Raw genomic sequence first — 13,629 nt, 5'->3', positions numbered from 1 at the left:
AATGGCAGACAAAAGCATTGTTGTTCTGATCTCCGGCAGCGGCTCAAACCTGCAAGCGATCATCGATGCTATCGCGAGCGGCCAGATTGATGGCCGCATCGCTGCGGTACTGAGTAATAAAGCAGAAGCGTTCGGCCTTGAGCGGGCTAAAACAGCCGGCATTCCTCAAATCATGATCAATCATAACGATTATGACAGCCGCGAAAATTTCGATAAAGCGATGATCGATGCCATTGATGCATATACGCCAGATCTCATTGTGCTGGCGGGCTTTATGCGCATCCTCACGCCCGCGTTTGTGCGGCACTATCAGGGACGCATGCTTAACATCCATCCATCCCTGCTACCTAAATATAAAGGCCTGCATACTCACCAACGCGCTTTGGATGCCGGTGATGCACAGCATGGTTGCACAGTTCACTTTGTTACAGAAGAACTCGATGGTGGCCCGCTCGCCATCCAAGCACCCCTGAGCATTGAGTCAACCGATACAGCCGAAAGCTTACAGCAGCGTGTCCACAGCACGGAACATACAATTTATCCGCTAGCGGTTGAGTGGTTCTGTGCCGACCGTCTGACGCTATCCGTTTCAGGCGCTGTTCAGCTCGATGGCACTAATCTGCCACCTGAAGGATACCAATTCATTCAGGAGTAACTGATGCGATTCAGTAAACTACTTATCCCGGCCTTACTACTTTCTTGCTCACTCACGGCACAGGCCGCCGAACTATTCAAACCCTACAAGGCTGTTTATAAAGCCCAATGGGATATAGGCATCGCCTTCGGAGGCGACGCTATTGGCGAACTAACACGCAACGGTAACCAGTGGAAAGCCTCTCTCAGTGCCGAGGCATTAATTGCCAAAGTCGACGAATATTCCGAATTCACCCTAGAAGACGATAACGTCGTACCACAGCATTACGAATATCATCGCAAAGTCATTGGCAACAACAAGGACACCGTGTTGCAGTTTGACTGGAACAACAGCAGCGTCTTAAAGGCTAGCAAAAAGCAGCCTAAAACAATGACAATCCCCACCGGCACTCAGGATAAAATCAGCTATCAAATGCAGCTGCGCCTCGACTTAGCCGCCGGAAAACAGCAGCTGTCTTATCAAGTGGCCGATGGCAACAAGATCAAAATCTATCCCTTTATTATTGTCGGCACGGAAACAGTCGAAACGGCTATAGGCACTTTTGAAGCCGTTAAGATTCAACGCGATCGCGGGGCTGACAGTAAACGCGAAACCTTCCTGTGGTGCGCCCCAGAACTCGACTATATGGTTGTAAAACTGCAACAGGTCGAAAAAAGCGGCAAGGAGTACAGCTTGCTAATCGACAAACTGGAATTTATGGAACCCTGATGACCCCATACGAACAACAGGCCGACTCAATGTATAACCAGCTGATCGAGATGGAGAACGGCGCCGAACCCAATCAACTGTTTCTGTGCAGCTACCTTCTCGGTCACATAAGCTTGGTCAGCGCGGAGCAAGGCGATACCGCTCAACAGTTTAGACAAAAACTAGAACAAAGCTTAGAAAACGCCTTTAAAATTGACCAGCTAAGCGAGCAAGATATCAATGATATTCGCGCCCTCTGGCAACAGCTCAGCGAGACAAATGCATGAATTTTGACAAAGAGGGTATCGTCTCAGTCTGGTATTCGACCACCGACTTCGCAACCATTCCCGATAGTTATTTTGAAGAAGATGAACAGGGCCTAGATCGCTGGGCTAAAAACTTTGAAATTACTGAATATGATCCTGAAAACATGGAAACTAACGGCTGTGAGAAAGGCATTGCTCCCATCCGTGAGATTATCGCCCCATGCTCTTGGTCATATTCCTATGGTGATGCCATCATTAAAAAGATCGAAAAGCTGGGTGACAAACAGGTTAGCTGGATAATTCTGCTGTTTGATTTTGAATACCGCGCCAAGAAAACTCATATCTTCGAAGACGAATACGTGCACTTTGTTGGCTGCTTCCCATACGACATGGACGCAGGCAACTTAGAATAGCAGCACCCTTTGCCAGCAAAGTGAGGGCCTGCTTCGCCGCTAGCGCCTCACGCAAAACAAAACTCACCTACAAACCAAGCCCATTTCCACACAAAGCCTATTCAAAACGAAACGGCTTAAAAGCGAAACTTAGCCAGGCTGATTCGCCCATTCAGCACCGCAACCCCCTCCTCTTGCAACAACTCCACCTGCCTCAAATACCCCTCACTGCCAACCGGCATAGATATTCGACCACTGGCATTAATCACACGAAACCAAGGCAGTTGAGTATCCTTAGGCAACTGACTCAAACAACGCCCCACCATTCTAGCCGCACCGGGCACACCCGCCATCTGGGCCACCTGACCATAGGTAGCAACCCTCCCCTCAGGAATCGCCGCCACCGCATGCCATATCATCTCATACGCCGGATTCTGCGCCATACCACTCCTCAAGCAAACCAAACATTAGATATTCGACGCCTAAACACTGAACCTAAACAAAACGCCCATTGCGACCAACCGAACCAAATAAAACATCATAAAAAGAAAGTTTGAAATCACTCAAGCGCCTTCTGAGCGAAAAAACGGCGACAACAATTACATTTAGAGGAATCCCCCCCATTCGCGCGCACTCTAACAGACCAACACCATGCGATAAACAATACTATTGATAACAACGCCCCAGAGAACAACCACCACGAGAATTAGACACCAAACTCTGATACATTGGTCTAAAGTTCAGCGGCAGTGCAACCCAAAGCCACCATGATGAAGAAAATAATGCCCCGTATAAAAGCACTCATACAAACTCACTACTTGCTTCTACTGCTAACACTGAGTCCAGCAAGCGCCTTCGCCTCGGCCATTCCTGATTTTGATCAACAAGGGCTAACACAATGGGAAAGCGAAAACTTTGTTGGTGAAACCCGCTACAGCCTTACAACCGAAGGCGATAATGAGATATTGGAAGCCCGCTCTAACCAATCAGCATCCGGCCTCTTTTATAAACAGGCCTTACCCATTACCGCAGACACCCGACTCAGTTGGCGCTGGAAAATCAACAACACCTGGCCTGACGCGGTCGAAACCAGCAAAACCGGTGATGACTTTCCGGTACGCGTTTACATCGTAGTTTCAGACGGCCCGTTTTTTTGGCAAAAACGCACCCTCGTCTATGTCTGGTCTAACAACAAACCGATCAACAGCCGCTGGGATAACCCGTTCACCAGCAAGGCGCAGATGTGGGCAGTTGATAGCGGTACAGAACTGGCCGGGCAATGGACCGAACACCACCGCCCTTTACAAGCCGACCTCAAGACAGCCTTTGACACCATTTACACCGAAATCGAGGCCATTGCCATCATGACCGACAGCGATAATGGTGGCTCAAGCTTCCTCAGCTGGTATGACAACATCGAACTAAACTGAACAATATCCGCCCTCTGTGATCGCAACAAGAAAAAACGGGCATTTATTTAATAATGGGCGTATAATACCGCGTTTTACAATTCCATTCCTTCCGGTACCTTCAAATATGTCAGACACACAAGTCGCGTTCAGCGACCTTGATCTCCCCTCTTCCGTTCTTAAATCCATCACAGAGCTTGGCTATGAAACACCATCACCAATTCAAGCCGCTTGTATCCCGCTATTACTGAACGGGCAGGATGTTCTGGGGATGGCACAAACAGGTACCGGTAAAACCGCTGCTTTTGCTTTACCTTTACTGAGCCGTATTGACCTGAAACTCAACAAACCTCAGGTTTTGGTGCTAGCACCAACACGCGAACTCGCGGTTCAGGTGGCTGAAGCGTTCCAAGCGTATGCACGTCACGTTCCTGGTTTCCATGTACTGCCGATCTACGGTGGTCAAAGCTATGCCCTGCAGCTGAAACAACTGCGTCGTGGCCCACATGTTGTCGTGGGTACACCTGGTCGCGTAATGGATCACTTGGATCGCGGCACACTCAAGCTTGACGAACTCAAAGCAATGGTGCTTGACGAAGCCGACGAAATGCTGCGCATGGGCTTTATCGATGACGTTGAAACCATTATGGCTAAAACGCCGTCAGAACGTCAGACTGCACTATTTTCGGCCACCATGCCGGAACAGATCCGTCGGATTACTAAGCGTTATATGCGCGATCCGCAAGAGATCAAAATTGCATCAAAAACATCCACCATGGAAAACATCGATCAGCGCTGCTGGATCGTTTCTGGTGTCAACAAGCTTGATGCACTGGTTCGTATTCTGGAAACAGAAGACTGTGGCGGTATCATTATTTTTGCCCGCACGAAAACAGCCACCACCGAAATTGCTGAAAAACTTGAAGCTCGTGGCTATTCTGCAGCAGCACTTAACGGTGACATGAACCAGCAGCTACGTGAACGCACCGTACAGCGCCTGAAAGACGCCAAACTCGATATTGTTGTTGCAACCGATGTTGCCGCACGGGGTCTTGATGTTGAGCGTGTCGGCATGGTTATCAACTATGATATCCCTTATGACACCGAAGCCTATGTTCACCGTATCGGTCGTACCGGTCGTGCTGGACGTGACGGTAAGGCGATTCTCTTTGTTGCACCACGCGAACGTCGCCTGCTGAAACAGATCGAACAAGCGACACGTCAGCCAATCAAGCAGATGGACCTTCCTTCACGGGATATGGTGCAGAGCAAACGCCTTGAATCTTTCCGCGAACAGATTACCACTATCTTCAATGATGAAGACATGGGAACCTACCGCGAGCTGATCGATCAACTGGCTTCTGAAACCAAGCTGGAAACATTGGATCTAGCCTCTGCCTTGCTGTTTATGGCACAGAAAGAGAAACCACTGATTCTACCGCCTGAGCCTGAGCCACGTGCTCGCCGCGAACGAGACAACGACCGTGATAGCGATCGTGGTGCCAAGCGCGAACGCATTAACTATGCGGATCTCGATGTATACCGCCTTGAAGTCGGCCGTAACGACGGCATACAGGTTAAAAACATCGTCGGCGCAATTGCTAACGAAGCTGACATTAACAGCCGCCATATCGGTGATATCCGGCTATTTGATGATTACAGCACCGTTCAGCTACCTAAAGGCATGCCGACCGAAGTATTGCAGCAACTCAAAGGCGTGTTTATCTGTCGCAAGAAGATCGATATCAGTCTGATGGAAGGTGAAATTGCTCGCCCTGCTCCTCGCAAACCACGCGGAGAGTTTAAAGGCAAAGGTCGCGGCCCTAACGATCGTAGTGCACCTCGCAAGCCACGGCCAAAACGAGAAGGCTAAGCACTCCTATGTGTTAAAAAACTAATTAAAAGAGAGCCTATTGGCTCTCTTTTTTTTGCGTCCACATTAGCCAATGTTAACCGCCAATGAAATGCTAATAAGCCCTACAAGGCACTGCAGCATAACTACTTGAAAGCAATCCAAAAGCAACAAAAATCTAACTAAGGATTCAGTTGCAACAGCGCATCACCCTCTGCTAACCTCTAACTAAAGATCGATCATTAAGCCTCACAGCAGGGTGCCTTTAAAGCACCCAACATAGGCATTGAATGCATCTTAAACCGCTTTCATTAAAAACAATCTAGCTGGCCTATCACCAGCAATTCGGTCTCAATACAGGATATTAACCATCAGTATCAAACAGCAGAACAACCAAGGCAGCCGTATTAATCCTCTCGCTGATCTGCACCCCAATGCCGTACAGGATCAACGTTGACATTGTCAGCCTTGACCTTGAACGCACACCTGAGCAGATAATTGACATCAAAGGAAACCCACCATGAAAAAAGCCATTACTTTAGTTTTCGCAATGACCTTTCTTTCTGTGCCGCCCGCGATGGCCCACGAACACGCCCATATGGATATCAGCTCTGAATATATTGCCGGTTTTTTGGCTGGTGCTAACTTGACCGATGGCGCTATTATTCAGAACATCAACACAGGCAATGAAAGCGATTTTTTACAGCGAGCCTACCGCACTCGACTCGGTAAAAAACATCCTAATGCACAAGCGACCTATCTAGCAGGCTTCTGCCTACCCGAGGGAATAGATGACAAAACAGTGATCCATAAAGTCACCGAAAAACTAAAAAGCACCACATACCCCGAAAATACTCAACGGGATGTCATCGTTTATAACACCATCAAATCACTCTACCCTTGCCGAGAGTAAACCCCTTAATCCAACCCACACACGACAGAGAACACCGTAGAAAACAGATGCGACTAATATTTATGATAGCGACACAATTTAGATTAATTAGCCGATTACAGAGTTTAGGAGTCACCAATGAGACGTAAAAGTAAGGCTGTAGGTAAAGTGTATACCGCACCCTGGGAAAAAGCTTTCGCGACTGTTCTGACCCCTTTAGAGGAGTTTATCCATCGCCAGACCACCAGTGGTATCTTACTGATGCTGTTTGCAGTGGTCGCACTGGTTGTCGCTAACACCCAGCTAAATGAAGGCTATCACCACATACTGCAAACACACTTCGTCATCGGTTTCGAAGGCTTCCAATTATCCAAAACGCTACACCATTGGATTAATGACGGTCTGATGGCGCTGTTCTTCTTGGTCGTCGGCCTCGAATTGAAACGCGAGCTGCTGGTCGGCGAACTGGCCAATATAAAGCAAGCATCATTACCCATTATTGCCGCTGTGGGCGGCATGCTGATGCCCGCGCTGATTTATGCAGCTATCAACCCAGAAGGCCATACCCTGAACGGCTGGGGTATCCCTATGGCCACCGACATCGCATTTGCCCTTGGCGCGTTGGCGCTGCTAGGCAACCGGGTACCACAGAATCTACTGATGTTTCTGGTGGCACTAGCAATTGTCGATGACTTAGGCGCAGTGGTCGTTATTGCGGTATTTTATACCGAAACGATCAATATCCCTGCCCTATTGACCGCAGGGGCAATGGTCTTCGTCCTCATCTGCCTCAACCTTGGTGGTGTACGACGTATCCTACCCTATTCCCTGATTGGCGTTATTCTCTGGATCGCGATGCTAAAAAGTGGCGTACATGCCACCCTAGCAGGGGTTTTACTCGCCTTCACTATTCCGATGAAACCTAAATATGACCCCAAGCGCTTTCTGGCTCTAGTCCGCGACAGCGCCGATCATATTAAAAGCGTATTCGGTCAAAACGAGAATATTATATTAAACGATGCATTAAGGTCCCGTGTGCGGGCACTTGGAGAAGGGGTTTATAAAGTTCAAGCACCGGCTCAAGTACTCGAACATAAACTGCACCTACCATCGGCTTATCTGATCATTCCAATCTTCGCTCTTGCCAATGCCGGCGTGCCTATTAACTGGTCTGAATATGCCGAAGTACTTTCACACCAGGTCACGCTGGGTATAGGTGCAGGTCTGATTTTTGGTAAGTTAATTGGTATCGCTGGATTTACATGGCTGGCTGTCAAACTGAAAGTTAGCTCACTGCCGAAAGGCCTGAATTTCGATCATATCATCGGGGTAGCCTTCATGGGCGGCATCGGTTTCACCATGTCGATTTTCATCGCTGAATTAGGCTTTGCCCAATACCCATCAGACCTACTGATGGCTAAAACCGGCATTCTGTTTGCCTCTTTAATCTCAGGCCTCATCGGCTTTGCTTGGCTGTACTTTAAAACCAGCAAAAACGAAGCATAACCCTCCAGAGAAAAGAGAGTCTAAGGCTCTCTTTTCTCCACCCCTTCCGTAAAGGCCATCAATTACCCACTCCACGCTAAGCTAGCCTAATCTATGATTGCTTACCGATGACGCTTGTGCCGCAACCTCGTCATACTCACTCAACTAGCTTCTAAAGGCTTCAACTGATCACCGAGGCGCACAAGCCCCGACTCAAGAATCCGCGCACACAGCCCGCCATAGCCTAACATCGCCGCTGCACCGCCCTGCCCTAGCGCTTGATTCATACGCACACAGGGATGACATAATGCCGTTGCTTCGAAGATCGCACCACCAATACTAAAGGTTTGATGCCGCAAGGCATTAAGATTGATACCGCTAACCACTAAATTACGTCGCAGCAAACTTGGATCTATCTGCGCGATGCCCGTATAAGTTTCAATCAAACCGATGAACTCACTGGAGATCAGTGTGACCTGCCGTGCAGAACCCGGTGTTTTAGCACACCGATGATCACCTTCAAGACCTAACCCCGTAAGCGCTTGCGCCTGATCAACCACTAACATTGCCTGCTTACGCCCGGGCCGTAAGCCGATCCACTCGAGCCGGCCGGACTTAAGGTCTTTGCCATAGCGGGCAAATAGCTGTTTTTGAGTCATAGTAACTAGAAGATCCCATCACCCTGCTGATCAATCATCTGCTTAGCTTTACGTATCGTCTCAGTTGCACAACTTTCACTGGAGGGCAGCATGTCAGCCCGTATAAACTGATGGCTCTGCTCGCCCTTGGTGATTAACGCATTGACACGATAGCCGCCATCTTCATGCACCGGTGCCGGCGTAATCGTAAAGCCGTGATACTCTTCTGAGGGTAATTCTTGTGGCGCTTCCGGCTTTTTATCCGCCGAACTGAAAAGTGATTTGATAGTAGAAAACAGACTCATAACAACTCCTTTAATAGATCAAACCAGAATACCTGCAGATAAGAATCAAACGCAATCAACAGGCACAAAAAAACCGCCGATAGGCGGTTTTTCTAACATCGAGTCGTTAACAAGTAGCTAAGCACTCATAACGACTCGAACAACGCAGTGCGTTTATTTCCAGCCAGTTACTTCACGCAGACCGTCAGCGATCTGAGCAAGGGAACGAACAGTTTTAACACCAGCAGCTTCCAGAGCAGCAAACTTCTCGTCTGCTGTACCTTTACCACCAGAGATGATCGCGCCCGCATGACCCATACGCTTACCCGCAGGTGCAGTAACACCAGCGATGTAAGAGACAACAGGCTTAGTTACGTTAGCTTTGATGTAAGCTGCTGCTTCTTCTTCAGCAGAACCACCGATCTCACCGATCATAACAATCGCTTCAGTCTGTGGATCGTTCTGGAACAGTTCCAGAATATCGATGAAGTTAGAACCTGGGATTGGGTCACCACCAATACCGACACAGGTAGACTGACCGAAGCCAGCATCTGTAGTCTGCTTAACCGCTTCATAAGTCAGGGTACCGGAACGTGAAACGATTCCGACCTTACCTGGCAGATGAATGTGGCCTGGCATGATACCAATCTTACACTCTCCCGGCGTGATAACACCCGGGCAGTTTGGTCCGATCAGACGAACACCTAGATTGTCACATACCACTTTACATTCCAGCATATCAAGAACTGGGATGTGCTCAGTGATACAAACGATCAGTTTGATACCACTGTTAGCCGCTTCAAGGATAGAATCCTTACAGAAAGCAGCCGGTACATAGATAACAGATGCTTCAGCACCCGTTACTTCAACCGCTTCGGCAACCGTATTAAATACAGGCAGACCTAAATGCTCAGTACCGCCTTTACCCGGTGTAACACCACCGACCATTTTAGTACCGTAAGCAATCGCTTGTTCAGAGTGGAAGGTACCCTGACCACCAGTGAAACCTTGACAGATTACTTTGGTGTCTTTATTAATCAGAACGGACATTGTTATTTACCCTCCGCTGCTTTAACGGCTTGCTCAGCGGCATCTGTCAGGCTAGTCGCGGCAATGATAGCCAGACCAGACTCAGACAACAGCTTAGAACCAAGCTCTGCATTGTTACCTTCCAGACGTACAACTACTGGTACTTTTACGCCTACTTCCTTCACTGCACCGATAATACCTTCAGCAATCAGATCGCAACGTACGATACCGCCAAAGATGTTAACCAGAACGGCTTTAACCTTAGAATCTTCAAGAATAATCTTGAAAGCTTCGGTAACACGCTCTTTAGTTGCGCCGCCACCAACATCCAGGAAGTTAGCCGGAAATCCGCCGAACAAAGAAACGATATCCATCGTACCCATTGCCAAGCCAGCACCGTTAACCATACAACCGATGGTACCATCCAGCGCTACATAGTTAAGTTCCCACTGAGCCGCGCGTGCTTCACGCTCGTCTTCTTGTGAAGGATCTTGCATCGCTTGCAGATCTTTATGACGGTAAACAGAGTTACCATCGATCGCTACTTTAGCATCCAAGCAGTGCAGGTTGCCTTCGGTAGTAATAACCAGCGGGTTAATTTCAAGCAGAGCCAGATCTTTCTCTTTGAACATCTTAGCCAGACCCAGGAAAATCTGAGTAAACTGCTTAATCTGAACGCCTTCAAGACCCAGTTTGAATGCCAGTTCACGCGCCTGATATGGCTGTGCACCGGTGACAGGATCAATTGTCGCTTTAAGAATTTTCTCTGGTGTTTCTTCCGCAACCTTCTCGATCTCAACACCACCTTCAGTAGAGGCCATGAAGACGATACGACGAGATGAACGATCAACAACCGCACCCAGATATAGCTCATTAGCAATATCAGTGCAGTCTTCAACCAGAATTTTGGAAACAGGCTGACCATTAGCGTCAGTTTGGTAAGTTACCAGGTTTTTACCCAGCCAGTTGGCAGCAAATTCCTTTGCTTCAGCAGGAGAGTTGATCAGCTTTACGCCGCCAGCCTTACCGCGGCCACCTGCGTGAACCTGCGTTTTAACTACCCACTTATCACCGCCAATTTTCTCAGCAGCCGCCGCAGCAGCTTCTGGAGTATCTACCGCGATTCCTTTTGAAACCGGCAGACCATATTCGGCAAACAGCTGTTTACCTTGGTACTCATGAAGATTCATGCTCTAATCCGTCGTCTATTTCACACTTATCTAGGAACCTGCGAAAAGATAGGAGAGTGTACCTTTTCGCAGCCCAATTGCGTCCGGTGATAACAGATCCACCTTCTACAATAATCGGCCGGGAAATACCCGGCCGAAATTTAAAATCTTATTGTACAGCGATTAACGCTTTTTACGATTAGCCATATGGATAGCATGACCATCAACAGCCAAAGCTGCTTCATGGATTACTTCCGATACAGTTGGGTGCGCAAATACAGTTAACTGCAAGTCTTCTGCAGTTGAACCAAATTCCATCGCAATCGCCGCCTGAGCAATCAACTCAGAAGCCATACCACCCACCATATGAACACCCAAAATACGATCGGTTGCTTCATCGGCAATCATTTTAACGAAACCGTCCGTATCATCGGCAGCCATCGCACGACCCGAAGCAGCGAATGGGAATTTACCCACTTTAATGGCAACGCCAGCCGCTTTAAGCTCTTGCTCAGTCTTACCAACCCAGGCCAATTCAGGATGAGTGTAGATAATGCTAGGAATAACATCATAATTCATCTGTGCATGATGTCCGGCGATAATATCAGCCACCATGATGCCTTCTTCAGATGCCTTGTGAGCCAACATAGGGCCACGTACAGAGTCACCAACCGCATACACGCCCGGCGCTTCAGTACGACACTGACCATCAACAAAGATAAAGCCGCGCTCATCCAGTTTAACGCCAGAATCATCCGCCAACAGACCTTTAGTCAATGGACGACGACCAACAGCAACGATCAACTTATCGACAACCAGCTCTTTATCGCCTTCAGCATCGGTATACTTCAGGGTGACTTCTTGACCATTGATTTCTGTACCGGTGCAACGTGCACCCAGTTTGATATCAAGGTTCTGCTTCTTAAAGACTTTAGCCGCTTCTTTAGCAACGTCCTTATCGGCCATGCCCAAGAACTCATCCATCGCTTCCAATACGGTGACTTCAGTACCCAAACGCGCCCAGACAGAGCCCATTTCAAGCCCGATAACACCGGCACCGATAACACCCAAACGCTTCGGTGTTTCATCGATATTCAATGCGCCTTCGTTGTCCAGAATCAAACCTTCAGTCAGCGGAGCTGGCGGAATTTCTACCGGCACAGAACCTGAAGCGAGAATCACATTGTCAGCAGCATAAACAGTTGCCGTGCCATCAGCAGCAGTCACTTGAACCTGCTTATTCGCCAGCAATTTACCCATACCTTGGATAACCGTAACGCCATTGGCCTTAAATAGACCGGCAACACCCATGGTCAGGTTGCTAACGATTTTATTCTTGCGGGCAACCATTTTTTTAACATCCATGGAGATATCACCCGTCTGGATGCCATGTACGTCAGCGTGCTGTGTCTTATGGAACTGATGTGTTGACTCAAGCAATGCTTTAGAAGGGATACAACCCACGTTTAGACAAGTACCTCCCAATACAGGAGCCCCTTTGCCATCAACCCATTTTTCTACACACGCAGTTTTCAGACCCAACTGTGCTGCGCGAATAGCGGCTACATAACCGCCAGGGCCTGCACCAATTACAATTACGTCAAATTTATCAGACATCTCTTTCCTACCTATCGATTCGTTCTATTAATGGACTGAATTAAACTTCCAGCAGCATACGTGCAGGATCTTCCAGAAGGTCTTTAATAGTCACGAGGAATTGTACCGCTTCCTTACCATCAATCATACGATGGTCGTAGGACAACGCTAGATACATCATAGGCAGAATTTCAACCTGTCCATTCACAGCCATAGGGCGGTCCTGGATTTTGTGCATACCCATGATAGCGGTTTGTGGCGGATTCAGAATAGGTGTGGACATCAACGAACCAAACACACCACCGTTGGTGATTGTGAATGTACCGCCTTGCATATCATCCAGACCCAGCTTACCGTCACGGCCACGTTTACCGAAATCGGCAATCGTAGATTCAACATCAGCCAATGTCATTGCATCCGTGTCACGCAGAACAGGCACCATCAGGCCACGTTCAGTGGATACAGCAACACCAATATCTTGATAACCATGATAAACCATGTCGTTACCATCGATAGAGGCATTCACCGCTGGGAAACGCTTCAACGCTTCAGTCGCGGCTTTAACGAAGAAAGACATAAAGCCTAAACGAGTACCGTTATGGGTCTTCTCGAACAGATCTTTGTACTGCTTACGCAGTTCCATGATCGGCTTCATATTGACTTCGTTATAGGTTGTCAGCATGGCAGCGCTTTGCTGTGCTTCAACCAAACGCTTAGCGATAGTGGCACGCAGACGCGTCATTGGTACACGCTTCTCGACTCGCTCACCGCTAACGATATTCAGTGCTGCTGCATTATCAACCTTAACCGGCGCGGCAGGTGCTGCTGCAGGTTTAGTTTTCAGGAAGTTAACCACATCTTCCTTAGTGATACCGCCATTCTTGCCAGTACCAGGGATCTGGTTTGCATCCAAACCATTTTCTTCAATCAGCTTTCGTGCTGCTGGACCGACTTTTTCAGCATCCGTTGAAGCAGAAGCATCCGTAGATGCTGCAGGCGCTTCAGCGGCCGCCGGTGCAGCAGACGCCGCAGCACCCGCTTCAAAAATAGCCAGTACTTCTTCACTCAGTACAGTATCGCCTTCACCTTTGATGATCTCTTTGATCACACCATCAGACGGCGCTACAACTTCCAAAACAACTTTATCAGTTTCAATATCAACGATCAGCTCATCGGTAGCACAAGCTTCACCTGGCTGTTTGTGCCAGGTCGCTACAGTACCGTCGGCTACGGATTCAGGGAAGGTCGGCGTTTTGATTTCGATTGACATGTCTT

15 protein-coding genes are annotated in these 13,629 nt (G+C 48.4%); 8 read left to right on the top strand and 7 right to left on the bottom strand.

Features of this window, described 5'->3' with window-relative positions:
- Position 1: 1 nt before the first annotated feature.
- Genes purN through ACN0T0_RS01040 form a run of 4 tightly spaced genes read left to right on the top strand, consistent with a single transcriptional unit; the run spans position 2 to position 2,021 of the window.
- Positions 2-655 carry a phosphoribosylglycinamide formyltransferase gene (gene purN, locus ACN0T0_RS01055; protein WP_417222217.1) on the top strand — a complete coding sequence of 218 codons (654 nt, stop codon included), beginning with the start codon at positions 2-4 and terminating at the stop codon, positions 653-655.
- Positions 656-658: 3 nt separating this feature from the next.
- Entirely contained in the window at positions 659-1,363 is a 705-nt protein-coding gene (locus ACN0T0_RS01050) for a DUF3108 domain-containing protein (protein WP_417222215.1), read from the top strand.
- On the top strand, positions 1,363-1,629 hold the full coding sequence (locus ACN0T0_RS01045) for a YfcL family protein (protein ID WP_417222213.1): 267 nt from the start codon (positions 1,363-1,365) through the stop codon (positions 1,627-1,629). Before ACN0T0_RS01050 ends, ACN0T0_RS01045 begins: the two co-directional genes overlap by 1 nt.
- Positions 1,626-2,021 (top strand): immunity 22 family protein, encoded by a 396-nt coding sequence (locus ACN0T0_RS01040; protein WP_417222212.1) that lies wholly within the window; start codon positions 1,626-1,628, stop codon positions 2,019-2,021. Before ACN0T0_RS01045 ends, ACN0T0_RS01040 begins: the two co-directional genes overlap by 4 nt.
- Positions 2,022-2,137: 116 nt before the next feature.
- Here the strand turns inward: ACN0T0_RS01040 and ACN0T0_RS01035 are convergent, their stop codons facing one another.
- Positions 2,138-2,443, bottom strand: a complete 306-nt coding sequence (locus tag ACN0T0_RS01035; protein ID WP_417222209.1) for an MGMT family protein — start codon at positions 2,441-2,443, stop codon at positions 2,138-2,140.
- A gap of 339 nt (positions 2,444-2,782) precedes the next feature.
- Between ACN0T0_RS01035 and ACN0T0_RS01030 the strand changes: the two genes are divergently transcribed.
- From ACN0T0_RS01030 to nhaA, 4 genes are all read left to right on the top strand, one after another.
- Positions 2,783-3,430, top strand: coding sequence for a DUF3047 domain-containing protein (locus ACN0T0_RS01030; RefSeq protein WP_417222208.1), 648 nt, complete (start codon positions 2,783-2,785; stop codon positions 3,428-3,430).
- A gap of 106 nt (positions 3,431-3,536) precedes the next feature.
- A complete protein-coding gene (locus ACN0T0_RS01025; RefSeq protein WP_417222207.1) occupies positions 3,537-5,282 on the top strand; it encodes a DEAD/DEAH box helicase in 1,746 nt (581 codons plus the stop codon).
- Positions 5,283-5,781: 499 nt separating this feature from the next.
- Positions 5,782-6,174, top strand: a complete 393-nt coding sequence (locus ACN0T0_RS01020) for a hypothetical protein (protein ID WP_417222204.1) — start codon at positions 5,782-5,784, stop codon at positions 6,172-6,174.
- A gap of 117 nt (positions 6,175-6,291) precedes the next feature.
- A complete protein-coding gene (gene nhaA / locus ACN0T0_RS01015) occupies positions 6,292-7,659 on the top strand; it encodes a Na+/H+ antiporter NhaA (protein WP_417222202.1) in 1,368 nt (455 codons plus the stop codon).
- Between the two features lie 140 nt (positions 7,660-7,799).
- On the opposite strand, the gene ACN0T0_RS01010 is transcribed toward nhaA, so the two are convergent.
- From ACN0T0_RS01010 to odhB, 6 genes are all read right to left on the bottom strand, one after another.
- The gene (locus ACN0T0_RS01010) at positions 7,800-8,297 is read right to left on the bottom strand and encodes an MOSC domain-containing protein (protein ID WP_417222200.1); all 498 of its coding nucleotides are present in this window, start codon (positions 8,295-8,297) and stop codon (positions 7,800-7,802) included.
- A 5-nt stretch (positions 8,298-8,302) separates the two neighbouring features.
- Positions 8,303-8,581: an HlyU family transcriptional regulator gene (locus ACN0T0_RS01005; RefSeq protein ID WP_417222198.1), complete on the bottom strand. Its 279-nt coding sequence runs from the start codon at positions 8,579-8,581 to the stop codon at positions 8,303-8,305.
- Positions 8,582-8,734: 153 nt separating this feature from the next.
- Entirely contained in the window at positions 8,735-9,610 is an 876-nt protein-coding gene (gene sucD / locus ACN0T0_RS01000) for a succinate--CoA ligase subunit alpha (RefSeq protein ID WP_126158038.1), read from the bottom strand.
- 2 nt (positions 9,611-9,612) lie between these two features.
- Positions 9,613-10,779, bottom strand: a complete 1,167-nt coding sequence (gene sucC / locus ACN0T0_RS00995; protein WP_417222195.1) for an ADP-forming succinate--CoA ligase subunit beta — start codon at positions 10,777-10,779, stop codon at positions 9,613-9,615.
- Positions 10,780-10,941: 162 nt separating this feature from the next.
- Positions 10,942-12,375, bottom strand: coding sequence for a dihydrolipoyl dehydrogenase (gene lpdA, locus ACN0T0_RS00990; RefSeq protein ID WP_417222193.1), 1,434 nt, complete (start codon positions 12,373-12,375; stop codon positions 10,942-10,944).
- A 40-nt stretch (positions 12,376-12,415) separates the two neighbouring features.
- Complete coding sequence (gene odhB / locus ACN0T0_RS00985) at positions 12,416-13,624, bottom strand: 2-oxoglutarate dehydrogenase complex dihydrolipoyllysine-residue succinyltransferase (protein ID WP_417222191.1); 1,209 nt, start codon at positions 13,622-13,624, stop codon at positions 12,416-12,418.
- Between the last annotated feature and the right edge of the window lie 5 nt (positions 13,625-13,629).

It is taken from the genome of Amphritea sp., assembly GCF_048266285.1.
Classification (GTDB): Bacteria; Pseudomonadota; Gammaproteobacteria; order Pseudomonadales; family Balneatricaceae; genus Amphritea.
Note: the sequence above shows the minus strand (reverse complement) of the source record. Positions and strands in the feature narration are given on the sequence as shown.

Coding starts and splice junctions, on each gene's coding strand:
- ACN0T0_RS01005 (WP_417222198.1), bottom strand. CDS start 8,581: ATGAGTCTGTTTTCTACTATCAAATCACTTTTCAGTTCGGCGGATAAA.
- ACN0T0_RS01030 (WP_417222208.1), top strand. CDS start 2,783: ATGCCCCGTATAAAAGCACTCATACAAACTCACTACTTGCTTCTACTG.
- ACN0T0_RS01040 (WP_417222212.1), top strand. CDS start 1,626: ATGAATTTTGACAAAGAGGGTATCGTCTCAGTCTGGTATTCGACCACC.
- ACN0T0_RS01020 (WP_417222204.1), top strand. CDS start 5,782: ATGAAAAAAGCCATTACTTTAGTTTTCGCAATGACCTTTCTTTCTGTG.
- purN (WP_417222217.1), top strand. CDS start 2: ATGGCAGACAAAAGCATTGTTGTTCTGATCTCCGGCAGCGGCTCAAAC.
- lpdA (WP_417222193.1), bottom strand. CDS start 12,375: ATGTCTGATAAATTTGACGTAATTGTAATTGGTGCAGGCCCTGGCGGT.
- nhaA (WP_417222202.1), top strand. CDS start 6,292: ATGAGACGTAAAAGTAAGGCTGTAGGTAAAGTGTATACCGCACCCTGG.
- ACN0T0_RS01045 (WP_417222213.1), top strand. CDS start 1,363: ATGACCCCATACGAACAACAGGCCGACTCAATGTATAACCAGCTGATC.
- ACN0T0_RS01025 (WP_417222207.1), top strand. CDS start 3,537: ATGTCAGACACACAAGTCGCGTTCAGCGACCTTGATCTCCCCTCTTCC.
- sucC (WP_417222195.1), bottom strand. CDS start 10,779: ATGAATCTTCATGAGTACCAAGGTAAACAGCTGTTTGCCGAATATGGT.
- sucD (WP_126158038.1), bottom strand. CDS start 9,610: ATGTCCGTTCTGATTAATAAAGACACCAAAGTAATCTGTCAAGGTTTC.
- ACN0T0_RS01050 (WP_417222215.1), top strand. CDS start 659: ATGCGATTCAGTAAACTACTTATCCCGGCCTTACTACTTTCTTGCTCA.
- ACN0T0_RS01035 (WP_417222209.1), bottom strand. CDS start 2,443: ATGGCGCAGAATCCGGCGTATGAGATGATATGGCATGCGGTGGCGGCG.
- odhB (WP_417222191.1), bottom strand. CDS start 13,624: ATGTCAATCGAAATCAAAACGCCGACCTTCCCTGAATCCGTAGCCGAC.
- ACN0T0_RS01010 (WP_417222200.1), bottom strand. CDS start 8,297: ATGACTCAAAAACAGCTATTTGCCCGCTATGGCAAAGACCTTAAGTCC.